Source organism: Microbacterium sp. FW305-3-2-15-F-LB2 (genome assembly GCF_058787255.1).
Map to the genome: position 1 here is coordinate 49,869 of NZ_JBYSZO010000001.1, position 23,438 is coordinate 73,306.

At 62.4% G+C, this 23,438-nt stretch carries 26 protein-coding genes; 9 read left to right on the forward strand and 17 right to left on the reverse strand.

The genetic code is table 11. From position 1 onward, the window contains the following. Window positions 1-21: 21 nt before the first annotated feature. Complete coding sequence (locus AC3WLZ_RS00250; protein ID WP_492468568.1) at window positions 22-639, reverse strand: GntR family transcriptional regulator; 618 nt, start codon at window positions 637-639, stop codon at window positions 22-24. Between the two features lie 318 nt (window positions 640-957). Between AC3WLZ_RS00250 and AC3WLZ_RS00255 the strand changes: the two genes are divergently transcribed. Next, a complete protein-coding gene (locus AC3WLZ_RS00255; protein WP_412923141.1) occupies window positions 958-1,161 on the forward strand; it encodes a cold-shock protein in 204 nt (67 codons plus the stop codon). 9 nt (window positions 1,162-1,170) lie between these two features. Here AC3WLZ_RS00255 and AC3WLZ_RS00260 read toward each other — a convergent pair whose 3' ends face one another. After that, window positions 1,171-3,234: a bifunctional lysylphosphatidylglycerol flippase/synthetase MprF gene (locus AC3WLZ_RS00260; protein ID WP_412923142.1), complete on the reverse strand. Its 2,064-nt coding sequence runs from the start codon at window positions 3,232-3,234 to the stop codon at window positions 1,171-1,173. 62 nt (window positions 3,235-3,296) lie between these two features. Between AC3WLZ_RS00260 and AC3WLZ_RS00265 the strand changes: the two genes are divergently transcribed. Continuing rightward, window positions 3,297-4,172 carry an N-acetylglucosamine-6-phosphate deacetylase gene (locus tag AC3WLZ_RS00265; RefSeq protein ID WP_492468569.1) on the forward strand — a complete coding sequence of 292 codons (876 nt, stop codon included), beginning with the start codon at window positions 3,297-3,299 and terminating at the stop codon, window positions 4,170-4,172. 2 nt (window positions 4,173-4,174) lie between these two features. Here AC3WLZ_RS00265 and AC3WLZ_RS00270 read toward each other — a convergent pair whose 3' ends face one another. After that, the gene (locus AC3WLZ_RS00270; RefSeq protein WP_492468570.1) at window positions 4,175-4,438 is read right to left on the reverse strand and encodes a hypothetical protein; all 264 of its coding nucleotides are present in this window, start codon (window positions 4,436-4,438) and stop codon (window positions 4,175-4,177) included. A 26-nt stretch (window positions 4,439-4,464) separates the two neighbouring features. Between AC3WLZ_RS00270 and AC3WLZ_RS00275 the strand changes: the two genes are divergently transcribed. Beyond that, entirely contained in the window at window positions 4,465-5,190 is a 726-nt protein-coding gene (locus tag AC3WLZ_RS00275; RefSeq protein ID WP_492468571.1) for a hypothetical protein, read from the forward strand. 148 nt (window positions 5,191-5,338) lie between these two features. Here AC3WLZ_RS00275 and AC3WLZ_RS00280 read toward each other — a convergent pair whose 3' ends face one another. Beyond that, window positions 5,339-6,040, reverse strand: a complete 702-nt coding sequence (locus AC3WLZ_RS00280; RefSeq protein ID WP_492468572.1) for an HAD hydrolase-like protein — start codon at window positions 6,038-6,040, stop codon at window positions 5,339-5,341. A gap of 162 nt (window positions 6,041-6,202) precedes the next feature. Continuing rightward, the gene (gene nucS / locus AC3WLZ_RS00285) at window positions 6,203-6,895 is read right to left on the reverse strand and encodes an endonuclease NucS (RefSeq protein WP_492468573.1); all 693 of its coding nucleotides are present in this window, start codon (window positions 6,893-6,895) and stop codon (window positions 6,203-6,205) included. Window positions 6,896-7,216: 321 nt separating this feature from the next. Between nucS and AC3WLZ_RS00290 the strand changes: the two genes are divergently transcribed. The 3 genes from AC3WLZ_RS00290 to AC3WLZ_RS00300 all read left to right on the forward strand — a co-directional run bounded on the left by AC3WLZ_RS00290 (window position 7,217) and on the right by AC3WLZ_RS00300 (window position 12,661). Then, on the forward strand, window positions 7,217-9,331 hold the full coding sequence (locus tag AC3WLZ_RS00290) for a site-specific DNA-methyltransferase (protein ID WP_492468574.1): 2,115 nt from the start codon (window positions 7,217-7,219) through the stop codon (window positions 9,329-9,331). Next, window positions 9,331-11,886, forward strand: a complete 2,556-nt coding sequence (locus AC3WLZ_RS00295; RefSeq protein WP_492468575.1) for a DEAD/DEAH box helicase — start codon at window positions 9,331-9,333, stop codon at window positions 11,884-11,886. The genes AC3WLZ_RS00290 and AC3WLZ_RS00295 overlap by 1 nt, the downstream gene beginning before the upstream one ends. Before the next feature lie 238 nt (window positions 11,887-12,124). Further along, the gene (locus tag AC3WLZ_RS00300; RefSeq protein WP_492468576.1) at window positions 12,125-12,661 is read left to right on the forward strand and encodes a hypothetical protein; all 537 of its coding nucleotides are present in this window, start codon (window positions 12,125-12,127) and stop codon (window positions 12,659-12,661) included. Here the strand turns inward: AC3WLZ_RS00300 and istB are convergent. The 5 genes from istB to AC3WLZ_RS00325 form a co-directional block, all read right to left on the reverse strand. After that, the gene (istB, locus tag AC3WLZ_RS00305) at window positions 12,658-13,449 is read right to left on the reverse strand and encodes an IS21-like element helper ATPase IstB (RefSeq protein WP_204946858.1); all 792 of its coding nucleotides are present in this window, start codon (window positions 13,447-13,449) and stop codon (window positions 12,658-12,660) included. The two genes, AC3WLZ_RS00300 and istB, sit on opposite strands and share 4 nt — an antisense overlap. After that, entirely contained in the window at window positions 13,449-14,657 is a 1,209-nt protein-coding gene (gene istA / locus AC3WLZ_RS00310; protein WP_492468577.1) for an IS21 family transposase, read from the reverse strand. Before istA ends, istB begins: the two co-directional genes overlap by 1 nt. Before the next feature lie 263 nt (window positions 14,658-14,920). Further along, window positions 14,921-15,274, reverse strand: a complete 354-nt coding sequence (locus AC3WLZ_RS00315) for a hypothetical protein (protein ID WP_492468578.1) — start codon at window positions 15,272-15,274, stop codon at window positions 14,921-14,923. Then, complete coding sequence (locus AC3WLZ_RS00320; RefSeq protein WP_492468579.1) at window positions 15,249-15,872, reverse strand: hypothetical protein; 624 nt, start codon at window positions 15,870-15,872, stop codon at window positions 15,249-15,251. The genes AC3WLZ_RS00315 and AC3WLZ_RS00320 overlap by 26 nt, the downstream gene beginning before the upstream one ends. 117 nt (window positions 15,873-15,989) lie before the next feature. Further along, a complete protein-coding gene (locus AC3WLZ_RS00325) occupies window positions 15,990-16,427 on the reverse strand; it encodes a hypothetical protein (RefSeq protein WP_492468580.1) in 438 nt (145 codons plus the stop codon). A gap of 451 nt (window positions 16,428-16,878) precedes the next feature. Between AC3WLZ_RS00325 and AC3WLZ_RS00330 the strand changes: the two genes are divergently transcribed. Continuing rightward, the gene (locus AC3WLZ_RS00330; RefSeq protein WP_492468581.1) at window positions 16,879-17,232 is read left to right on the forward strand and encodes a histone-like nucleoid-structuring protein Lsr2; all 354 of its coding nucleotides are present in this window, start codon (window positions 16,879-16,881) and stop codon (window positions 17,230-17,232) included. Window positions 17,233-17,250: 18 nt separating this feature from the next. Then, complete coding sequence (locus AC3WLZ_RS00335; RefSeq protein WP_492468582.1) at window positions 17,251-18,063, forward strand: GIY-YIG nuclease family protein; 813 nt, start codon at window positions 17,251-17,253, stop codon at window positions 18,061-18,063. A 66-nt stretch (window positions 18,064-18,129) separates the two neighbouring features. On the opposite strand, the gene AC3WLZ_RS00340 is transcribed toward AC3WLZ_RS00335, so the two are convergent. Then, on the reverse strand, window positions 18,130-18,387 hold the full coding sequence (locus AC3WLZ_RS00340; RefSeq protein WP_492468583.1) for a hypothetical protein: 258 nt from the start codon (window positions 18,385-18,387) through the stop codon (window positions 18,130-18,132). 273 nt (window positions 18,388-18,660) lie between these two features. On the opposite strand from AC3WLZ_RS00340, the gene AC3WLZ_RS00345 reads away from it, so the two are divergent. Continuing rightward, complete coding sequence (locus AC3WLZ_RS00345) at window positions 18,661-18,957, forward strand: hypothetical protein (protein WP_492468584.1); 297 nt, start codon at window positions 18,661-18,663, stop codon at window positions 18,955-18,957. 171 nt (window positions 18,958-19,128) lie between these two features. On the opposite strand, the gene AC3WLZ_RS00350 is transcribed toward AC3WLZ_RS00345, so the two are convergent. The 6 genes from AC3WLZ_RS00350 to AC3WLZ_RS00375 all read right to left on the reverse strand — a co-directional run bounded on the left by AC3WLZ_RS00350 (window position 19,129) and on the right by AC3WLZ_RS00375 (window position 23,419). Continuing rightward, window positions 19,129-19,740, reverse strand: a complete 612-nt coding sequence (locus AC3WLZ_RS00350; protein WP_492468585.1) for a hypothetical protein — start codon at window positions 19,738-19,740, stop codon at window positions 19,129-19,131. A gap of 47 nt (window positions 19,741-19,787) precedes the next feature. After that, window positions 19,788-20,900 carry a S24/S26 family peptidase gene (locus AC3WLZ_RS00355; protein ID WP_492468586.1) on the reverse strand — a complete coding sequence of 371 codons (1,113 nt, stop codon included), beginning with the start codon at window positions 20,898-20,900 and terminating at the stop codon, window positions 19,788-19,790. Between the two features lie 124 nt (window positions 20,901-21,024). Beyond that, complete coding sequence (locus tag AC3WLZ_RS00360) at window positions 21,025-21,621, reverse strand: hypothetical protein (protein WP_492468587.1); 597 nt, start codon at window positions 21,619-21,621, stop codon at window positions 21,025-21,027. Window positions 21,622-22,051: 430 nt separating this feature from the next. Then, entirely contained in the window at window positions 22,052-22,222 is a 171-nt protein-coding gene (locus tag AC3WLZ_RS00365) for a hypothetical protein (RefSeq protein ID WP_492468588.1), read from the reverse strand. Window positions 22,223-22,299: 77 nt separating this feature from the next. Beyond that, the gene (locus AC3WLZ_RS00370) at window positions 22,300-22,998 is read right to left on the reverse strand and encodes a recombinase family protein (protein ID WP_492468589.1); all 699 of its coding nucleotides are present in this window, start codon (window positions 22,996-22,998) and stop codon (window positions 22,300-22,302) included. Window positions 22,999-23,206: 208 nt separating this feature from the next. After that, window positions 23,207-23,419 carry a hypothetical protein gene (locus AC3WLZ_RS00375; protein WP_492468590.1) on the reverse strand — a complete coding sequence of 71 codons (213 nt, stop codon included), beginning with the start codon at window positions 23,417-23,419 and terminating at the stop codon, window positions 23,207-23,209. Between the last annotated feature and the right edge of the window lie 19 nt (window positions 23,420-23,438).

Here is a 23,438-nt window from a genome sequence, read left to right on the forward strand (position 1 = left end):
CTTGCGCCGGCCCTGACCACCTCAGTAGAGGCCGTGCAGCCGCAGCCACAGGTGGGCGGTGAGCGCGGTGTCGCGCTCACGGATGGCGTCGGCCAGGAGGAGGAACAACTCCTCGCAGTCCTCTGTGTGCGCGCACATCCAGCCGCGCAGGTTCCGCCGCACCAGGAAGGTGGTCTGCTTCAGCGTTTCGATCAGCACGATGTTCTCGGACGCGCGGGTGAAGTGGGCGAGGAGTCCGAAGCCCGCATCGACGTAGGCGGGGGAGGAGTCGGCGCGAGCGGCATCCATCAGGACGCCGAGGAGCTTGGCGCCCTCCGTGATGTCGTCGTCGGAGCACCGCAGGAGCGCCAGGTGCATTGTCATCCCGATCATGTGCACCGCGTAATCGCGCATATCCGCGACCTCCTTGTCGCTGGGCGACGTGACGCGGGTGAAACGGTGCGGTGCGATCTCGACGAGCCGGATCGCCGCGAGGCGCTGCAGCGCCTCGCGGACGGGGGTACGGGAAATGCCCATCTGGGTGGCGAGTTCGACGTCACGCAGCCGGTCGCCCGGCCTCAGGCGGCCGTCGACGATCGCCTCGCCGAGGACGGCGTACGCCTCATCGACGAGGGCGGAAGGCTGTCGCCGCTCGTCCACAGGCGGATTCTATGACGACCGGCTATCACACATCTTCGTCATATGTGAAGAATTCCCAGCTTTCGTGTCGCGCGAACCGCATTCGCGGCTGTAAAGTGATCGCCGTCACGCCTCGCGTGACATATCCGGGGGGATCCGTCGACGCCCGGGCTTCGAGCTTCTGCTCAGCCCGGGCGTCGTATGGGCTTAAGGGGAACTTTCCCTTCGTGACGCCGTACAACGTTTCTGTCACGGGTCGATGCGCGGCTCCGGTGGCACCCGTTAGCGTGGGCCCTGACCGACGCGCTCGGCGTCGGCACGAGCGGAAACGGCACGTCGATGACGCAGGGCACGGTCAAGTGGTTCAACTCGGAGAAGGGCTTCGGCTTCATCGCGCCCGATGAGGGCGGCCAGGACGTCTTCGCCCACTACAGCGCGATCCAGGCGGGCGGCTACCGCTCGCTCGAGGAGAACCAGCGCGTCGAGTTCGACATCGCGCAGGGCCCCAAGGGTCTGCAGGCGGAGAACATCCGCCCGCTCTGACCCGGGCGGTCACCGCTCGGGGCGAACGAGGTCCACGCCGGCGGCAGCGAACTGCCGGAGGGTCGCATGCGGCAGGAACGCGCGGGTCAGCGCGGCACCGATGCGCGTGAGGTCGGCCTCGTCGCGATAGAGCAGGTACATCGTCTCGTAGCGCGGGTGGAACTTCTGCTTGAACCGGTGCAGCGACGCGAACCCGTATACCGGCTCCAGCATCGAGGCCATGCGCCCCTGCAGATCGGCGATGACGCCGGCATCCGGCGGGTACTCGTGGGCGAGCGGCGCGCCGGACAGCGACATCACCTCGGCGCCCTCCGTCGAGAACTGCTGCGCGGACGAGCCGATGAGGTACTCCATCACGGGGCCGAAGCCGCCGTCGCGGCGCCGCATGAGATCCAGGGTCCAGCCGCGGACGCGCCCGTCGCCGTAGACGGGCAGCCACGACAGGAAGCCGTCGACGTCGCCGGCGGGCGAGACGGCCAGCGCGATCCGCACCTCGGGGTCCGCGGCCTCCTGAAGGGTGCCGAGGGTGAATCCCATCTCGGGGAGTCCCTTGTCGCCGACCCAGCTCTCCGAGATGGCGCGCAACTGCTGGCGCACTCCCCACGTCTCGTCGGCAAGACGCGAGAGACGGAACGTCATGCCCTCGCGTTCGGCCCGGTTCAGCGACGTGCGCACCGCACCCCAGGCCTTGCCGGTGAACTTCAGGCCCGGAAGGTCGACGATCGTGTCGTCCGCCACCACGATGCTGCGCCATCCTTCCGGGACGGCCGAGCGGGTCGCCTCCCCGGCGCTGAAGAAGCACGGCGCGAGCCCGGCGATCTCGGCGCGCTCGACGAACGCGCGGACGGTCGCTGCCCGATCCTCCTCCGGGCCGAGCGGGTCGCCGAGGACGAGAGCGACACCCGACCGGCGCTGGAAGGCGACGATCCCACGGCCGAACCGCGCGTACGACATGCCCTCCCACGTCGTCATCCACGACAGGGTCCCGCCGCCGGTCGCGCGTAGTTCCGTCTTCACGTCGTCGACGCTCGGCGCGGGCGCGTCGCCCAGGGCCGCCTTCGGACGCGCGCGGAAAGCGGCGCGCACGAGGACCAGATACACCAACGCGACGACCCAGGTCGCCGACGAGGCGAGCGTGATCGTGAGGTCGACGTCGACCGTTCCCTCGACGCCCCCGAGCCCCACGATCAGCGCGATCACCACGAGCAGCGCGAGGATCAGGGCGTTGAGGGCCCCGTAGATCGTGAGCAGCACCCAGGCCCACCGCCGACCGCGTCGGATGCCGGTCGCCACCGCGAGCACGATGACGGTGTTCACGACGACATCCACCCACGAGCCCGAGACCGGGTCCGAGCTGCCGAACGGCCCCGTCGTGGGGCTCAGGTAGGTGAGGACGTCGATCGCCCCGAGACCGCACACCACGACGAACGCGATGAGGCGCTGCTCACGCACCGACACCCGCTGCGGACGCAGCGACCGGTCGACGGCGAGCACGAGGGCGACCGCGAGAACGTGTTCGAGGTCGTTGAGCGACCCCCAGTAGAGGAAGGTCACCGCGAGCACCGCGACCAGCACGGTCCATGCGCGCAGACGCCACGGCGACGGGAGCAGCGACACCGCCGCCGCCACGCACGCGATCACCCCGGGGGAGGGACCGACGTCGAGCGCTGCAGCCTGCTCCTGGGCCCACGGCCAGGGGAGCAGCGCGGCGAGCCACAGCAGCCCCGACGCGAGGAGCACCGCGCCGAGCTGTCCACCCGCGAAGTAGGCGAGGGCGACACGCCAGCCGCGGCGGAACTCGAGGTACCCCATCCCGGCCAGCCCGACGACGATCGCCGCGTAGAGCCACGGCACCGACACGAAGAACGCCCCGGTGATCGGCGTCCACCACCGGCCGGCCTCCAGCGCCGGAAGGCCGTACGCCACGGCGTCGTGCAGCGGCGACGCCGCGAACGGCGACCACAGACCCGCGGATGCCACGCCCACGGCGAGCAGCACCAGGGCCAGTGCCACCGTGGCCGGGAGGCGGCCGACGGCGGCGATGACCCGACGGAAGGTGGTTCTCTCCCCCATGCCGCTCACGATAGGGCACTCTCCGTCGAGACCGGGGGTCGAACGCGGAGAGGAGGAGAACAATGGAGGCGATGGATCTGCACTGCCACGGAGCCCTCGGGCACTCCTTCGACGACGCCGACGCCGCCGGGGTGGCCGCCGCCGTGGCCTACCACCGGGAGCACGGCAGTGACGCCGTCATGCTCAGCCTCGTCAGTGCGCCGGTCGACCGGCTGGTCCACCGGATGACCGAACTCCGGCGGATCGTTTCCGACGTGCCGGGGGTGTTGGGCGTGCACCTCGAGGGCCCGTTCCTCGCGCCTCGCCGTCGTGGCGCCCACGACCCGTCCGCCCTCACCGACCCGACCCCGGAGGCGGTGGGCACACTGCTGGCGGCGGGGGATGGCATCCTGCGTCAGGTCACCATCGCGCCGGAGATCCCGGGCGCGCTCGCCGCGATCCGGGCCTTCGCCGACGCGGGTGTCATCGTGGCGGTCGGGCACACCGAGGCGGACTACGCCACGACCCTCGAGGCGTTCGACCACGGCGCCCGTCTGCTGACGCACGCCTTCAACGCGATGCCCGGTCTCCACCACCGCGATCCCGGGCCCGTGGGCGCGGCGCTCGAGCGTGACGACGTCGTGCTCGAGCTCATCGCCGATGGTGTGCACGTGCACCCGGCCCTCATCCGCGCGCTTTTCGCCGTCGCGCCGGGGCGCGTGGCCCTGGTGACGGACGCGATGTCCGCGACGGGTCTCGGCGACGGGACGTACACGCTCGGCGAGCTCGCCGTGGAAGTGACGGACGGGCGCCCCGTGCTGCGGGGTACCGAGACGCTGGCGGGTTCCACCCTCACGATGGATCGTGCCGTCGAGGTGTGCCTTCGCGCGGGCGTCCCCGAGGACGCGGTGCGCGAAGCCGTCAGCACGGTGCCGGCGCGCGTCCTCCGCGGGAGGTGACGTCAGTCCGTCACCGCATGCCACGCGGCGCGGGCGGATGCCAATGCCTGGAACGCGTCCTGCGCGGAGCGGGCCGCCGCCAGCTCGCGCCGCGCGACGTCGAGCCGCAGCCGGTCCTGAATGGGCGGCGCGTCCGCGAACGCCCCGGTCGCGGCGACGGCCGCTCGTGCGCACGCGAGCGTGCCGGGGAGGGCTGCGCGCGCGGCTTCCAGTCTCCGGCGGGGGCTCGGGGCGTCGCCGAGCGCGTCGTCGCGGGTCTCGCGCACGTGGGCGACGACCTCGATCGCCGTGCGTGGGCGCCGGGGAGACCTTCCGCCGCGGCGCGGAGCGCGGCACGCGCGGCGTGGAGCCGCTCGGCGGCGTCGGGCGCGCACTCACCCGGCCGGGACACCGCGATCTCGAGGCCTTCCGCGATCTCGGCCTCCGCGGCTGCCACCTCGGCCGCAGCGTTCTCTTCCGCCTGGACGAGGAAGCGGTGCGCATCCTCGACCGCTCGGAACAGGCGCTCCGCCCGGCGGAGAGCGACGGATGCCTCGAAGACCTCGGCGTCCGCCGCGTCGGGGGCGTTCAACGCCGCATCGGCCCGTACGAGCGCCGCGCGTGCTTCGCGGTCGGCGCGGTCGGCATCCGCCCACTCCCCGTCGTCGAATCGCGTTCGGGTGTCGGCCAGGAGTCGGGCGGGGTCGCCGGAGGTCCGAGCGATCTCCTCGCGGCGCGCGCGGGCCGCGGCGACGCGAGACGCGGGGCTGCCGTGCGTGCGGGTCCATTCGGACAGGCCGACGCGGGTCGTGCTCGCGGCCGTGATCCTTCGCTCGAGGTCGTCGCGGAGGCGGACGGCGTCGACGCGGCGCTGCGCGGGGAGCCGTGCCGAGGTCGCGAGCGCGGCCACCTCGGCGAAGCCGCGATCCCGGCCGCGCAGCGCAGCCGCCCGCGCACGGCGAAGCTCGGTCGGGGCTTCGTCGTCGCCGGCCGCCTCGAACGCGACGTCGAGCGCGATCGCCGCATCATCGAGCCGTGACAGTGCCTCTTCCGCAGCGGAGCGCGCCTCGGATGCCGCCGCGATGGCGCCAGGGGACCGGCGGCGCGCTCGCACGACGAGCACGATGACTCCGGCGACGAGCAGCGCCGCGAGCAGGGCGATCGACGCGGGCAGAGCCCAGGGGATGTCAGACACCGTCGGGGGCGCCGGCATCCTCGTCCGACACGAGGAGCAGGGCACGCAGCTCGTCCGCCGTGTCGACCGCCGCCTGCGCGCCGTCGGCCTCGTGCGGCCAGCTGAAGCCCCAGCGGACGAAGATCACCGGCACATCGGCATCCAGCCCTCCCTCGACGTCGTGGTGTCGATCGCCGATGAGGACGGGGCGGGAGGTGTCGTAGCCGCGCACCTCGAGGCGCCGCAGCGCTTCGCGCACGATGTCGGCCTTCGCGCTGAGCGTGCGCTCGTCGGGGCTCGCGCCGACCATGGCCTCGAGGTCGGGGGCGAGACCGAAGTGGTCCATGAGCGCCACGACCTGCACCTCGGGCTTCGAGCTCGCGGTCGACTGCGGGATGCCGGCGGCGTGCAGGTCGCGCACGATCTCGGCGACGCCGGGATACAGCTGAGCGCTGCCGGTGTAGCCCTCGTCCTTGTTCAGCGCACGGTAGAAGGTGACGGCTTCGGTCGCCTCGTCGGGGGTCATGCCGACGTTGACCTGGAACGACTCGAACATCGGTGGGCCGATCCAGCGCGACAGTTCGCCACGGGTCGGCGGCGTCCGCCCGAAGTGTTCGAGAGTGACGGTGAGACGGCGGAGGATGCCCTCGGATGCATCGACGAGGGTTCCGTCGACGTCCCAGAGGACGCACGACCAGGGGGAGCGCACGGGCATGGGCTCCACGCTACCGGGCGTGTCGGGCGTGGGCCGCGCGGGGGTGGGTGGCGGTGGCGTAACGGAGGACATTCGCCGGAGGGAGGATCCGCGAGCGGTGCGGCATCCTCCGCTCCTCGTATCTCCTCCGCTCGCCGCGTCGAGTGACGCGCGGGCCGCGGCTCAGAACAGCCGCGGAGCTCCCGACTCGATGCCTTTCATCTCGTCGTAGTCGAGGGTGAGGCACCGGATGCCGCGATCGGTCGCGAGCACGCGCGCCTGCGGCTTGATCTCCTGCGCGGCGAAGACGCCACTCACCGGCGCGAGCAGCGGGTCGCGGTTGAGCAGCTCGAGGTAGCGGGTGAGCTGCTCGACGCCGTCGATGTCGCCGCGACGCTTGACCTCGATGGCGATGGTGCCGCCGTTGTCGTCGCGCAGCAGCAAATCGACCGGGCCGATCGCGGTGGGGTACTCGCGGCGGACGAGCGTGAGGCCCTCACCGACGACCGAGACCTGCTCGGCGAGCAGACGCTGCAGGTCGGCCTCGACGCCGTCCTTGATGAGTCCCGGGTCGACGCCCAGCTCGTGCGAGGTGTCGTGGATGACCTCGTAGATCTTCACCACGAGTGCGTCCCCGGACTTCTTGTGGGTGACGCGCCACTGCTGCGTGACGCCGACGCTCGCGGCATCCTCGTCGGGTTCCTCGACCGTGAGGGTGCACGGCGGGCTCATCCAGTTGAGAGGCTGATGTTGTATGTCTCGATGGAACGCGACCGTGCCATCTGCCTTGACCATGATGAGTCGCTTTGCGAGGGGGAGATGCGTGTTCAATCGACCGGAGTAGTCGACGGAACAACGGGCAATGATGAGGCGCACACACCCATTCTCCCAAGATGCTCGTTCGGTTGCCGTCTTCGGCAGTCAAAACGTCGCTGGCGGTCGCTGGATCGAGTCTGCGCGCCTATCCCATCGAGGCCGCATCGTTGTGTCGCCTGAACTCCCTACGGTCCAGATCGCGAGCCAGCGACTCTGAGGACGTTCAGGGGGGAACTGCCACCCCGCGTGTCTCCCGACCGCCGCGCCCGAGGATGACCCGCATCGCTTCGAACCGGTGCGAATCACTAAGCTGGTGTCGGGTCCGCGCCGCGCGCAAGAGCGGTTGGCGGGCTCCTTTCTCGTTTGAGCAAAGGGGTGGAGATGTCGCGACTGTCGGATCTGTTGCGCGCTGCAAGCCAGCTCGATCCACAACTTGCGAAAGATCTCGAAGAAGAGATTCAGCCGCTCCAGAAGCGGCTTCGCTTCGGACTCAACTTCGAACGCCACGCTCCCGAGGCGGTCGAGCTAGCCGGACACAAGATCCGCAAGGGAAGCAAGGTTCGAGTTTTGCCTCCGCGCGGATCTACTGTGCGTGGTGACCAACGTCTATGGCGCGTGGAGTCCATCAGTGGGGAAAAAGCAGTCATTGTCACGCCCAACGGCGATGAAGAAGAGATCGCCACTATTGCGCTCGACGATCTGATCTTGGTTGCAGAGTTTCGTGATCGCATCTACCCAGGATTGCGGCCCGACGGCGAGGTTTGCCGCGGAGGAGCGAAGCCGTTTCACACAGTGATCAACGGCGAGAATTTCCACGTGCTCGAGCAACTGACCTTCACGCACGAAGGTTCGGTCGACGCCATCTACATCGACCCTCCCTACAACACAGGTTCGCGTGACTGGAAGTACAACAACGACTATGTCGAGGGTGACGATCTCTACCGTCACTCGAAGTGGCTGGCATTCATGGAGCGACGCCTGAGGGTTGCTAAGAGACTGTTGAAGCCAGATGACTCCGTTCTCATCGTGACTATCGACGAGAAGGAGTATCTGCGCCTTGGCCTTCTTTTGGAGCAGACCTTCCCTGAGGCAGACATCCAGATGATCACAAGTGTGATTAATCCCAAGGGTTCCGCGAGGCAAGGTCGGTTCTCTCGAACGGACGAGTACATCTACTTCGTCATGTTTGGAGACAGTTACGTTGAGCCATGGAAGACGGACATGATCCGCGACGCTCCTTCCGAAGGTGCGTCGGTCGAGGTGCGGTGGGCAGGCCTACTAAGGAACGGTGAAGGTAGTCTGCGAAGCCGCATCCCGTCGATGTTTTATCCGATCTTCCTCGACGCGACCACGGGCGCGCTTCACTCTGTTGGAGAACCACCTGCTCTTAGTACGCCGCGCGAGTCGGTGGCAGTACCAGCAGACACAGTCGCGGTGTGGCCTGTAGATGGTTCCGGTCGCGAACTGATGTGGCGTCTGAACCCCACTTCCCTGCGCCAGTATCTTGCGAATGGATTCGCTAAGTTCGGTCGACGCGATCCGGCTACCGGCCGCAGAAGCCCTTCTTACTTGCAGTCGGGTGTCCTTGCGAAGATCGAAAGTGGCGATGTTGTGGTGAACGGCTACGACGAGGACGGCGCTGCGCAGATTACCTACCGTCCAGGGAAGCGCACAGCGCAGCCGATGACCCTGTGGAACCGCACCTCGCACTCGGCTTCGGAACACGGGGCATCGTTCATCAAGGCATTCCTCCCGGGTCGGAAGTTTCCGTACCCCAAGTCCCTTTACGCAGTTGAAGACGCCTTGCGGTTTTTCCTCGCCGACAAGCCAGATGCTGTCGTGCTCGATTTCTTTGCGGGATCAGGGACTACGGCGCACGCGGTCATGCGGCTCAATCGTCAGGATGGTGGTCGCCGGCAGGCAGTTCTTGTTACCAACAACGAAGTATCAGCCGACGAGCAGCGCACGCTTCGAGCGTCCGGCCTCCGTCCAGGTGACGCAGAGTGGGAGCAGTTCGGCATCTGTGACTTCGTAACTAAGCCGCGAATCCGTGCCGCGATCACCGGCAGGACGCATGATGGCGAGCCAATCAAAGGTGAGTACAGGTTCACCGACGAGTTCCCGATGGCTGACGGCTTCGAGGAGAACGCTGCCTTCTTTACGTTGACGTATGAGTCTCCCTTTGTCATTAGCGCTCACCGCGCGTTTGCGGCCATTGCCCCCATGCTTTGGCTTCGGGCCGGAGCACGAGGCGAGCGCATCGACTCCATCGAGGGAGGTTGGGCAGTCGCTGACAGTTACGGCATTCTCCGCGACCTAGACCAAAGCTCGGAGTTCCTTGAAGCGTTGAACTCGCGAGGGGACGTTCGAATCGCCTACGTCGTTACGGATGACGAGGGTCGCTACCAACAGGTGGCCAGCGAGATTCCGCACGTTGAGACAGTTCGGCTGTACGAGGACTATCTGCGCAACTGTGAAAGCGTCGGTGACTACTGATGCGCTTTACTCTGAAGGACTACCAGTCCGACGCAGTTGGTGACACGCTTCGAGAGCTCGCTTCAGCGCGAGACTTTTACCGCAGCGCAAGTAAGCGCGTCTCTTCGGTGGCACTGACAGCGACAACCGGTGCTGGTAAGACTGTGATGGCTGCCGCCGTCATCGAGGCGCTTTTCTGGGGCAACGACGAATTCAACGTAGAGCCTGATCCTGGAGCCGTTGTCCTATGGTTCAGCGACGACCCTTCCCTTAATCAGCAGACTCGCCACCGCCTCGAACAGGCTTCAGACCGCCTCCGGAATCGGCTGGTGACGGTCGAGCATCCTTTCCGCTATCCAAAGCTTCAAGCTGGCCGCGTCTACTTCCTGAACACTTCGAAACTCTCCAAGAACAGTCTGCTCGTGCGGGGCCACGACGACTCGAACACGCTCGCTGGCATGGAATCGCATCCCGACACGGTTCCGTTCACATTCTGGGACACGCTGAGAAGCACCATCGAGGATGAAGACCTCACGCTTTACATGGTTCTCGACGAGGCTCACCGCGGCATGGGGAAGCGTCCGTCCGACACTCCAACGATTGTTAAGCGACTCATCAACGGCCATAGCGGCGTACCACCCGTGCCGATTGTGTGGGGCGTGTCTGCCACAGTTCAGCGTTTCGAGGAGGCGATGAACGCGGCGGAGGTCCAGTCCAACCGCGTGCATCTTGGGACCGTACAGGTTGATCCGGTGCGAATTCAAGAGTCAGGTCTCCTGAAAGACGACATCGTGCTTGACTTCCCCGCGGAGACGGGAGACTTCAATACGGTCCTCCTGCGCCGCGGGGTGCGAAAGGTCAAGGCGCTGTCTGATGCATGGGCGTCCTATGCCGACGAGCAGGGCGATGAGCCGATCAAGCCGCTTATGGTGCTTCAGGTGCCGAACAAGCCAGCACCCGCAGAGGTAGCGTCCGCAATCGATGTGATCCGGGAAGAGTGGCCGGAGCTTGAGTCTGATGCGATTGCGCATGTCTTCGGCGAGCACACGGCGCAGACCTTCGGACCACATAGCGTCCCCTACATCTCTCCTGAGCGTGTTCAGGATGCTTCCTACGTGCGCGTCCTTCTCGCGAAGGATGCCATCAGCACGGGATGGGACTGCCCGCGCGCGGAGGTGATGGTGTCATTCCGTCCGGCGAAGGATGAAACGCACATCACACAGCTTCTCGGACGCATGATTCGGACGCCACTAGCTCGACGGATCGAAGGCGACAACCTGCTCAACAGTGTTGAGTGCATCCTGCCTCGCTTCAATAAGGCGACGGCCAGCCTGGTGCTGGAGAAGATCATGGGCAGTGACCTCATGGACTCCGATGGCGACACGGGTCAGCGAGTCCTCATCAATCCGCAGTTGATGACCGCCAATGCGGCCATCCCCGATGAGGTCTGGGAGTCGTTCTCCTCTCTGCCCGCGGAGACTCTTCCTCGCAAGCACGCAAACCCGATCAAAAGGCTCACCTCGCTGGCCCATGCGCTCGCGGCAGATCGGCTGGTGAATGACGCTGGCAAGCTCGCTCACGAGCGGCTGCATGGCGTTCTGAACGGCCTCGCCGCTCAGTACCCGACGGATCTAGAAAAGGCGGAAGAGGACGTCCGTACAGTTGCAGGTGGGACTGTACGGGGTCAGGCCCGCCATGGTCTTCGTCGCGATGAGTCGTGGACAGAGGTAGCCGATGACCGGGCTATACAGGACGCCTATCGTGCGGGCGCCCGCACCATCACTCCTGACATCGCCCGGACGTATGTAGAGCATCTTGCCGATGACGCTGAGGACGAGGACGCTTACCGAGACGCTAACGTTCGGGTCGCGGCACTAGCGATGCTCCCGCAGACGAGGCCCGCACTGGACACGGCAGCCGACACCATCTCGCAGGAGTGGTTGTCGAAGCATCGCGTTGCGATTAAGGGTCTCTCCGAATCGCGCCAGAGCCTCTATGCAGAGATAACTGCCATGAGCACCGATCCTCAGCTCATCACCATGGCGCTACCGAAGAATCGTCAAGAAGAGACAAAACGTAGCGTTGGTGACTCCGAACAGTTGTTGGAACGCCGACCACTCCACCTTCTCTCCGACGAGGAAGGCCAGTTCCCCGTAGGCAAGCTCAACCCCGATGAGATCGCGGTGCTGGATGCCGAGACGCTGCGAGGGAATCTTCTCGGCTGGTATCGCAATCCGACTGGTGGTCGCGACTCCATGAGCATCGCCTATCAGGATCGTCACGGTGACTGGAGAACGCTTCGACCCGACTTCCTCTTCTTCGTGGACAGCGAAGAGGGCGTGCGAGCGAACATCGTTGATCCTCACGGGCACTGGCTTCCCGATTCGATTTGGAAGCTACACGGAATGGCTCGCTATGCAGAGGTCTACGGCGATAAGTTCCACCGACTCGAATCCATCTCACGAGTCGATGGCGAGCTTCGCGTCCTTGACTTCACTAGTCCTGATGTGCGCTCTCACGTCCTCGAAGAGTCGGACGCGGACTTCGCCTATCGTCGGTGGTCTGTCGCTTACTAAGGCTCGTCGCGGAAAGCCTCTGAACCGTCGTCGGCGGTCGCTGGATCGAGTTTGCGCGCCTATCCCATCGGGGCCGCATCGTTGTGTGACTTGGACCTTCGACGGTCCAGACCGCCAGCCAGCGGATCTCAAGATCAGGTGACCGTACACCGATCGCTTCTGTCGAGTCCGCCGATTAAGGTGCCCACCACGCTGGGTGTCAAGAGATGCCGTCACCGGCGCTCACCTTGGAGGAACGATGAATAGCTTGAAGAAAACTAGCGTCAGCCTCGGTATCGGCTTAGCCCTCATGGCTCTAGCTGGATGTACCGTCGCAGAAGCCGCGTCACCAGAAAGCAAGAACACGCCGCCGGTCAGTGACACACTGACAGCCACGACAACGGCCACACCGACGCCCACGCCCGTTGTCGCCGAAGATCGCGAGTTTCAGCCGACGCCGACTGAGGACACGATGCCCAAAGCCTGGTCATGGGGTGACCTGAACGGCAGTTGGTGCAGTTGGGACGGGCAGTTGTGCTTCACTGTGGAGCACGGCACCTACGAGCAGATGGGTGAGCTTTACGTCATGCAGGGGACAGGTGACTCGCTTGGATGCCTACAAGGAACGGTCACTCATCACACTTTCGAAGGCTCGCACGTCATGTACTGCCCCGCAGGCACCCCGACCGCCTTCACTCTGATCAACCCGGATGCAACATCGGCAGAAGAGTGTCGGCGGCGCGTGAATCCTGGTCACTTTCGGCGCTCGAAAAGTGAACGGTTGCGGGCAGTCTAGCTAGGTGTTTCGTCGGTGGTGGTGCGGATGCTGGGGAGGCTGTCGATGCCTCTGCCGCGGAGTCGGTAGCTGGCGCCTTTGAGGGTGAGGACGTCGGCGTGGTGAACGATGCGGTCGATCATCGCGGCGGCGACGGCCTGGTCGCCGAAGACGCCACCCCAGCTGGAGAACGGCAGGTTCGAGGTCAGGATCAGCGACGCGTGTTCGTAGCGTGACGAGACCAGCTGGAAGAAGAGGTTGGCGGCGTCTTGTTCGAACGGGAGGTAGCCGACTTCGTCGACGATGATCAGTCCGTAACGGCGAAGCCGGGTGAGCTCTCGTGGCAGGTTGCCTTGCCGGTGGGCGTCGGTGAGGCGGGTGACCCAGTCCGTCGCAGTCGCGAACAGCACCCGGTGCCCGTGGCGGGCAGCGACGATCCCGAGCGCGGTCGCGAGGTGCGTCTTCCCCGTCCCGGGAGGGCCGAGCAGGACCACGTTCTGCGCTTCGAGGAGGAACCCTCCTGAAGCGAGCGCGGCGATCTGCTGCCGAGTGGCCGGTTGCGCGTCCCAGTCGAAGTCCTCGAGCGTCTTCCGGCTCGGCAAGCCAGCGGCTTTGATCCGCAGCTCCGCGCCGGAGGCGTTGCGAGCGCTCACTTCGCGTTCGAGGACGGCGGCGAGGTAGTCCTCGAACGACCAACCGGCGTCGCGTGCTTGGTCCGCCATCCGGGCTGCGGCCTCCGTGATCCGGGGTGCCTTGAGTGCGCCGGCGAGATAGGTGATCTGCTTTGCGACGTCGGTCTTGCCGGCCATCAGTTGCTCCCCTCGACGAGCCCGAACGCGCGGTCGTAGTCCGCGAGATCCCGAGTCAGATCGTCGCCGACTGGAACAAGTCGCGGCTGCTGGAACTCGCGTCGTAGGACGGCCGCAGCTTCTCGATGCGCGGGGTCGGTGATCACCATTCCTCGCGCCCAGACACGGGTGTGGTCGGCGATGATCCGTCCATCGAGGCGGACGCGGACCCGGTCCAGGTCCGCGGTGACGTCGACGATCCTGCCGATCGCGCGCGGGTCGACGGAGTAGTCGTTCGTGTCGATGCGGACGTAGTAGTCGCGGCCGAGCCGGATCCGGTTCCGCCAGCCCAGATGCAATGGGATCGGCGGCAACGGCAACATCGCCGCCAGATCCGCAGGCAGCAGCGAGATCGGAGAGGCGGCCAGGGTGCGCACCCTCCGCTGGTTGGCGACTCCGAGCCAGTCGGTGAACTGCTCGTTGAAGTCCGCGGGCGAGGCGAATGACCGGCCCGGCATGAACGATGTCTCGAACCAACCGTTGCGGCGTTCCACGATCCCTTTCGATTCCGGATCCCGCGGCGGCAGCAGCACGAGCTTGGCCGCGAGGGTTCCCATGAACGCGTCGACTCCGTCCGCGTGACGGCGTCCTCGCCCGATGCCGGGCTCGTTGTCCCAGATCAGCCGACGCGGAACCCGGCCGAGCTGCTCGATCAGCTGCCAGGTCCCGAGCAGCAGATCCTCGGTCTTCCGAGTCGGGATCATCACTGCCGTCGTGAACCGGCAATGCGCCGGGGTGATCACCAGCACCGGCAAAAGCTTCGCTGTCCCGTCCTCGAGCGGGATCTTCTTCGGCGGGAACCACAAATCGCACTGCGCCGCGTCCCCCGCCGCCCACGTGATCCGATCCGCGGGATCGAGACGCTGCTGCTCGGGCCGCAACCGCTTCACGTTGTCACGGAACCACCGGATCGAGCCCGTCCACCCGACCCGCTCCGCGAGCACCGTCGCCGGCATCGTCGGCGTCTCCAGCAGCAACGCACGCACCCGCGACTCGAACGGTGTGAACGACGTCGGCGCCGCTGTCCGCTCATAGTGAGGCGGCGATTCCGAGTTCACCGCCTTGATGACCGTGGTCCTCGAGATCCCCAACCGCTCGGCAATATGCGCCTTCGGCACGCCCTCGCCGGCCAGCCTCCGGATCAACGCCCAGTCCTCCAAAGTGATCACTCTCCAATCGTTGAGTGTTCACTTTTCAAGCGCCGCTACTGTCCAGTTTTCGAGCGCCGTCGACAGAAGAGGCCGTCTACGGTGATGACCCTTCACGGGATCGGCTATGGCTCTACAATGCGGTCGGTCCGGCTACCTATTTCAGGCAGTGAGGAACGCCCACTCGGAAAAACAAAAAGAGGCCACGAGTATGGGTATCTCGTGGCCTCTTGTCTTGTGTTTCCCTTTACAGCTTCGGACAGTTACCTCAGTCCGTCTGAGCACTACGTCTCAGTGACTCCTTTCGGTGAAGCGAGGAAGGTGAGCGTCTTCCTCTTCCTACTTTCCTTCTCGTGGCGGTAGGTGAGGTATTGACGCTCCTCAGCCACCGCTTGTTCGAATAGTCCTCGAATCTCGTTGTCTCGTTCGATCTGGTCGATGTACTCCTTTGGGATGTCATCGGTGATCGGTACGAAGTCGGGAGCCTGCTCAAGGACAGTCGCCCAGAGGTTCTCGTATAGCCAGTCGATCTGCTTGGAGTCTCCAAGCACGTACTGGACTCCGTGTGCTGAGGTGTAGTCCCTCAGCGCCTCACTCAGTTCCTCGTGGAGGTCACGCCACCGCCGAGAGGACTTCACCGCTTTTGATGGCCTGGTTCTTGACGGCCACATCACGGCGGTGCTTCGCCTCGTCCTTCCCCTGCTGGATGAGGCGGTCGAGGTAGCCGATGGTGGACTGCTCGATCCCGTTCGCAGGCACGCCGTTACTCACGACCGTGTCGTTCTCATCCCGCATGGTCCCGGTGGTGATGGCCTGCTTCAGCTTCTCCGGTGAGAATCCTGAGGCGAAGCGCACATCATCGATGTCCTCTTCCGACTGATCGCCAGCGAGCACGAGCACGATCATGATGCGACGTGACTCGTAAGAGTCTCGGGCACGGGAGTTGAGGTCATCGATGAGTTCGGTCGCCTCCTCGATGGCCTCGACGGTCGGCTTTTCGATGATGAAGTTGGTCTCCGCGTCCTCCCATTCCGCCACCTTTCGACGACGCTCGGCACCCTTCAGAGAGCTGTAGAGGGCTCGCTGCTTGACCTTCTGCTCGGCAGCACTGACAACCGGGGTCGTGGTCCAGGTGAGCTTCGCCGGATCGTTCGGGAAGAGCTTGCGAATAGGAAGCTTGATGAGGTCGTTGATGGTGAGCTTGGACTTGCTGGTCTTGATGTTGTTGTTCGACATGATTTCTGCTTTCTGTTAGGTACTGCTTGATTTGATGGGTGCTGCTTGCGAACGGTTGTCCGCGTTAGATACGAGGCAGGCTCAGGTAAAGACCGTGCCCCGGCGCTTGATTGAGGTTCAGGCCGCGATTACTTGGGTTGCCTCCTCTAGAAGTTCGTTCAGGGCCTCTACCAGCCCGTCGCAGTACTCGGCGAGCAGATCGTGTGCCATGGCTTCCCGAAGGCGAAAGAATGCGAATGGCATGGCCTCAGTGTCAAGCTGAACGGAAAGAACTACGTCCGCGACCGAGGTTGCAAGGTCAAGCCCGACCTTGCCGTCCGCAATCAGCCGTAACCCTGCAACGCGAAGGGGCAATGCGTCTGAATTCTCCGAGCGTGTGAACGCAATGAGCGTCGTCGCGAGCTTGGCGAGCTCGCAGTAGCTATTGATGATTACGGTCCATGCGGAGTTACTCGCCGGAAGCTGGAAGATCCCTTCTCTGGCCAGCTTCCTGCTCATTGGCTCGAAAAGCTCGTCGCGCGGAACTTCAAGTTCGATGTCGAATAGTGCGTCCATGGCATTTCCTACTTTCTGTTAGGTACTGCTTGATTCGATGGGTACTGCTTGCGAACGGGTGTCCGCGTTGGACGGGACAGGCTCAGAAAAAGACCATGTCCCGAAGTTGGAAGTGATCGTCAGCGCCGAGCGGCTTGTGCTCTGCGACGTGACACGTTTATCTCCCACGATCCAGGAAGGCTCGTGGAGTTGTAAATTATTTGATAACCCTGTTTATTTATGAAAGTCCATGTCGTGGAGGGGTTTCATTCTTTCGTCCGCCCCTTCCGACATAAATTAGTTTGCCAGATGTTTAAACCCCTCGCAACCCCAAAGAGAAAACTAATTTCAGAAACCCCCTAAAAACCCCGTGATTCCGCGGATAAATTCTTTTAAGAAAGTTTTCGCAAGTGTTATCTGAGGGACTGAATGGGCCATTGAAACTGAGTTTGGAACTGAGTATCGTTGAGGTATGGCGATCAAGAATGTGAAGTTTGACGACCTCGACGGCTCGATGCTCGAACCAGGAGAGGGCGGCACAGTCGCCTTCACCTTCCAAGGGCAGGGGTACGAGCTGGAACTTTCGAAGGTGAATGAGGAGAAGATGGCTGAACTCCTTGCTCCCTACATCTCTGTTGCCCGCAGAACCGGAGCCGGAGAGAACACCGCGAGGCTTGTGGAAGCACCTGCAGCAGAGCGGCGAGCCTACGAACCGCGAGAAGCCCGTGAGTGGCTACATGCCAACGGGCATGAGATTCCCGAACGCGGACCCGTTAAAAAAGAACTCCTGAGGCTGTTCGAAGAGGCCAACGGTTACGCCGACTGAAGGTAGAGCGGCAATCTCGTGACCCTGACCCTCGAACCCTTGTTGCTCAGCGCTGGCATCGATCCCCAAACAACGCTGGCTATTCGGCACGCCTACGTGATCGAACCGGCGGGCAGTCCGCTAAAGGGCCTCAACGCGGATTCCACGGCTGAGGAGATCCTGTACTACACGAGCCGTCAGTCATCGAGCACACGTAGCTTCCCGGCTGCACCGCCCAAGACTTGGCTGGTGTTCGTTCCGGAGGGTGGTGACAGGGCAAGGCTTTGGGCTGTCGTGACGAACAAGGGGGAACTCCCCCCAGAAGGTGCGATTCGAGCTTTCGATCTTGAGGTGTCCAAAGAGATGGCCGACCTTCGAGACAGACTCGTGATCGGCTGGACAGGTGCACGAAGCTGGAAGATCAACGGGACTACCGTAGCTCGGTACCCAGTCTTAGAGATTGCAGATTCGCGACCGATACCCTTCCCCGGCTTCGACCAACTCATCCTCAGCTATGAGCGGCTGCAGGCGGTCATGCGGGAGCACCGCTACTTGACCTGGCGCACGGCTCTGTCCTCTGTGATGGGTGTGTACCTGATCACGGACACTCGCAACGGCCGTCATTACGTAGGTAAGGCTGATGGCCTTGAGAACATCTCTCAGCGCTGGCACGTCTACGCTACGAATGGGAATGGCGGGAATCGGGAGCTTATTGGCCTGGACCCTACGACCTTCAGGTTCTCTCTTCTTCGTGTTTTTGATCCATCCACTCCTACTCACGTCATCGACGCCGCAGAGAGTCACTTCAAGCTGGCATTGGATAGCCGCAGTCACGGACTGAATGCCAACTAAGTCTTAGAACTGTGCCCACATGCTCCTCTACCCCCACCACAAGGGCAGGGGTAAGGGGGTCGGCGGTCAGAACGTCTGCTCGGAGAATTCGCGAAGAACCTTGACGAGGCTGTGGGCCTTGGCGCGGGCCTCGGCCTGGCTGTTGGACAGGATCGGTGCCTTGCGGTTGGCGTCACGGATGGCCTCGTTCACGCGGTAGCGAACCACAGTGAGGATGCGGGAGAGCTCCTTGGTGTCGATGGTGAACTTCTCGTCGGCCTCGACGGTCTGAACGGCGGGCTTCTCGGCGGTCGCGGTGGCGGTAGCGGTCTTGGTGTCGGCCATGATGTTTCCTTCGTTTGTGGTGGATGAAGCGTTGTTGGATGGAACGTTATTTGGCTCCAGCGCTCTGTCAACACGCTCTCGAAAGAATCTTCAGATTCGTTTTAGCCGTCGCTTTCCGTGATCGCTGTAGACGCGATCCTGGAGTTCATGGCTGCTGGTAGGTGTGATTGTTCGTACTGCAATAGATAGGCGCGCAGACTCGAATCCAGCGCCTCCAGCGGTGCCACCAACGTCGATCACACAGGACATCAACAGCCGGTTAATGTCTGCCCTATGAGCCTTAAGCCTTACTGGGACAAGTACGACGCAACCCTCGCGCGGATCGTAAATGAGAAGCCGCAAACCATGGATGACCTCAAGGTGATCCTGGATGACTTCGAGCCGCCTTCATCGGGGATTGCCTTCTTTCCAGGGGGCGCTGACGAAAGCCTTGCCGATGCACTTCATCAAGCCGGTTGGGCTGTGGAGTTCCGTGAGGGTGACTACGTGTGGGTTGGTCGATCCGGGGCCGGCGAACTCATCACCTATGTGGAAGGCGACCTCTATCGTGGGGACGTATCAATGAGGTAGTAGCCCACACTTCGAAGCCCCCACCGCCTCGAGACTGGTGGGGGCTTCTTAGCTGTTATCAGTAGCGTTCTACTACCTTGTTTCCTTGGTCATCGGTCGTCTCTACGCGGAGGTAGGACTCGCCAGTGTTCGGGTCGATCTGCTCATCTATTGTCAATGCAGTCATAGTCATCACCTCCTCTTGAGTTTCGGGTCATCGAGACCGGCGAGCTTGAGAAGTTCGTTGGTCTCATAAAGAGTTTCAGCCTCGTCTTGAACGGCTCTCAGATGATGAGCGAACTCGTCGGTGTAAGCGCGTAGTTTCGTATCGCCGTGGTTGTCCAGATAGGCGTACATGCCACGGATGCGACTTTCCACCTCTTCACGAGGTCGGTAGAGGAGTGTCCCATCCCACGCACTGGTCATGGTTCCTCTAGCCTGACGTTCCGGGTCTCGTAGCTTCTCGGAAAGGACTTTGAATGTTGCAAAGTGCTCGCGGGCCTCTTCGTACCACTTGCTATCCACTTCACTCACAGATGACTTCTTTGCGGCCTTCAGACGCTCTTTCAGCCCCACGAGAGTGCCGTCCATCTTGAAGATGCGCCTGCGCTTGCCGGTCGATGCCTCAAAAGTTCCGTTACCGAGGGGTGTGATCTTCGTCTCTCGGTAGGTGTCCTCGGCCACCCATCTACGAAGCACTCCACCACCGGAAGCGGCGATGCCCTCCATACCGTTCCTGTGGTCGCTCCGTACACCGATCGCTTCAAGAGGACACAGTGATACACCCCCGCCCTTACGCTTCACGGCTCGGCATCGTGTCCATACACCTTTGTCGGTCTTGTGATAGCTGGTCATTTCAGTAGATCCCTGATGTCGTCAACTTCATCCATGTCAAAAGCTGTGGTTTCGTCTCTGTGCTCCTCTTCCTCAGGGTCGGGCGTCGATGCGCTCAACGGAGGAAGCTCGTTCTGGCTCGTTCTGGTCGTTACTCCGGTGGTGCCGTGGCGAGCCTGAAGGTCGCGTAAGAAGGCGTCGGTGTCATCGACCTCCTCTGCTGATTCCGGCTCGTCAAATAGGTTCTCGGGATCGTAGGCAAGTGGAGCCTCAAGAGCCTCGCGGAAGGCTCGTACCTCTTCCTCTTCCTTGGCCTTGGCCGCATCGTGATCGTGCTTGAGTTCGTCCACGACTGGTTCAATCTCGATGAGTGATCCTTCGTGGCTCTCGACCTGCTTCTTTAGAAGTTCGAGAGCTAGCTCGTCTTTTGCTCCTTCGCGGTTGCGCAGGAAGTTGATGAAGTCCGGGATAAGCCACCAGAAGAGCGCTACCGCGGTGAGAAGCGCTACGAAGCCCCACGGCGCGGAGGGAACAAGACCCAGTACCCGACTGAAGTCCTTCTCTGAGGCCGCTTCGTGCAGCTGGGCAAGCCAATCGGCGTCGGGCGCGAAGACGGAGATTGCGGTAGCCATTGGTTGATGGTGAACAGTCTCAAGGACACCCCAGAAGTCCTTACTGTCCTTACCGGCCTTCGGGGTGAATAAGTCTGCTGAATCGTTTGCATCTCCCTGGGTCTTGTACGAGCCGTCCTCGTTTACTTCTACGATGCGGTGGATGAACTTGCCGGACGGATTCTGAATGCCGACGATCTGACCGACGTTCAATTCCTCACCGTGATACTCCCTCATCACCACCAGGTCTCCTTGGTCGATGGTGCCGGTCATGGAACCGGTGAGAACGGTGCTGTAGCTGTACTTGAGGAAGATGATCTGAAAGGCAGGCACCGCCGCGAAGATTGCGACGATCAGGGTGACGATCTGCGCCACGAGAAGGATGAAGGCTCCCCATGCGAACGCTCTACGCTTCCACTTGATTTTGCGCTTCAGCTTCTTCTCTTCGTCGTGCACCTCGCTCTCGTCGGCGGTCGGCTCATCTTCGGTAGTTGGGATCGGGGTCGTTGTAGCGTTCATAGTCGAACTCCTTGTTTTGTTTGCTCAGGGTGAATATCGCTACGTACACCGATCGCTCACAAAGAAAGCCCCGCATACTTCACACGAGCGAGAAGTATGCGGGGCTTACTGGGATGTTCGAGACTTAGTCGCCTACGGTCTCCACTGCAACACCGGTCTCAGAAGCGGTCTTGATGTCAGCGTTCGGGAGAGCGAAGATGTTGCCACCAACGGTGGCAATCGACTCACCGTGAACGGCGATGTACTCCGAGAGGTCGGATGCGCCGTCGTCGCCGATACCGGAGAAGGTGAACTTTAGGTTGAAGGTGGCGTCGTTGAAGTTACCAAGATCCTCGGCGGTGAAGCCTTCCGCGGTTGCGGCTGGAGTGATGACTACGCTGTATTTGACGTTTGCGCCCGGTTCAACACGAGGTGCACCAAAACCCTTAGTCACGAAGTCACGAAGGGTGATTGCTTGGGTACCCGGGTAGTTGATCCCGTCGAAGACGACTTGAACCTTCGTGTTGTCCAGGAAGCCTTCGGAGAGCTTAGAGGTGTCGAAAGCGTCAACGGAAAGCATGACGTGACCGGGAACGTTACCGACGTTGGTTCCGGTGACGATGAACTCCTCGGCGGTCTGACCGGGGGAGACGTTCTTTACGATGACGCCTGATCCTTCATCGAACTCGATGCCTCCTCGAAGCTCGGCGGTCAGGGAGCTTCCTTCGCGAACGGTCTCCACGGTAAGGGATGCTAGACCTCCACCAACGAGGGCGGTAGAGAGGATAGCCGCAGTAGCGCCAACGATGACGATACGCTTTCGGCTTTTGGGGGTTGAATAAATGGACATTGAGATTCTCCTTGGAGTGGGTGCCCGGTGGTAGTGCGCCTCCTTGGCTCGGACGGTTTGTATATCGGCTAGGGGTTAGAAAGCAGGGTTTCGTCTGTCCCTTAGCGGTTCGCTTCTTGCTGATCGCTAAAGGTGAACGCTTGAGAGATAGATGTCGTGAGGTCATCTACCTCTGCACGTGGAGTCGGTAGGCCGTAACTACCCGAGAAGATGCCGAAGGCCACTGTGGCGATGAGGAACAACGGGACTCCTCCGATAAGCGCCCCCTTGCCGACTAGCTTGAGGCTTGGGGCAGCCATCTTGAGTGTTCTGAGGATGGTCTTCATGAGTGGTCACCAATTTCCTTTGCGTAGTGTTCGATTCGTAGATTGACCTCTTCAGTTGGTAGGTCAGAGGTAATGAGGGCTTGGTACATCCCCATCAGCCATGCGTGGCCGTGGGAGTGGTGGTCGTTGTCGTTGTCGTTGTCGCGGTCAGCGGTAGAGGTGTTCATTCCTTCTCCTAGTGAGGGGTTGTGTCGTAGAAACAGCCGGTGGGTTTCTAGATCAGTGGCATTGGTGGTGAGCGCGTTTAGCTTGCTAGCGCCTGCTGGCGGCGAACCTCGTCGGCAACGGTCGTCTTGCTGACCACTGCATGCTTGATGGCCTTCACGTAGTCAGCTTCGATCAGCTTCACCTCAGCCGGGATTGCCTTGACGCGGCGCTTGGTGAGTTCGTGGACGATGTAGCCGTACCCGTGGCCGTTGGCGGTGAGCCTCGCGATGAACTCGCAGTCCTCGGCAGTGAGTTTCTTCGGGCGACCAAGCGTTTCTCCCAGAACATCTCTCTTGAAGTGAAGCTTGGCCTTCGTGCTCTTTGAGATTCGTTCGCGGTACATCTGCGCACCGAAGGCCTCCCATGCGAGCATCATCTCGTCCATGGCGTCTGCGGGTGCGTACTGCTGATAGCGCGGGTCACCAACGATGGTGAACACGCAGCCGTGTTCTCTCAGTTCAGCGACTGCGTTTTGGAATGGCAGCCCTTGGCGAGCAAGGCGTGACCAATCGACCATATGGAGGTCGACAGGCTCCTCAGAACTTATGATGCGCTCCTTCAGCGCGAGCCACTTTGGGCCGTGAGTGAGGTTGATCTTTCCGCTGATCTTCTCGGTGTAGATGTTTTCGGGATCAACGCCCGCCTCAGTGAGCTTGTCGATCTGCTGGCCGAGGGTCTGCTCCTTACCCTCCTCCTTGTCAGTTGATACGCGGCCGTAGCCTAGTTTGATGGTCATGGTTGGTCTCCTATTAGTTGAAAAGGTCTTTGAGAATCTTGTTCGCTACACTCGGAGTCATTCGCAATGCGATTCTCTTGTCGAAGTCCGCGCGGCGGCTTTCCAGATCAGACGGCTCTTTGCGAGGGTTCCGAGCATTGATTGCGGCGAGGTCTTCAATCTGCTCATCTCTTGTGGGTTCGGACATTTCCTTTTTCCTTTATGAGGGTTAGCTGTTGTAGAAGTTTTGGATGGCCTTGAGGAAGCGGGTGTCATCCTCTTGGATGGGGTACCAGTCCTCCTGGTGATCGATGAGGTAGCGGGTGAGAGTGGCTACGAACCGGTCATAGCGGATATCCCATCGCCCGTAGCGGTAGTTGCCTTCTTCCTCGGCAAGCTCGGCGGCGGCGTTCACAAGCTTCCTGTCTCGGAAATCAGTCATGTCCTTTCTCCTTAGTCGG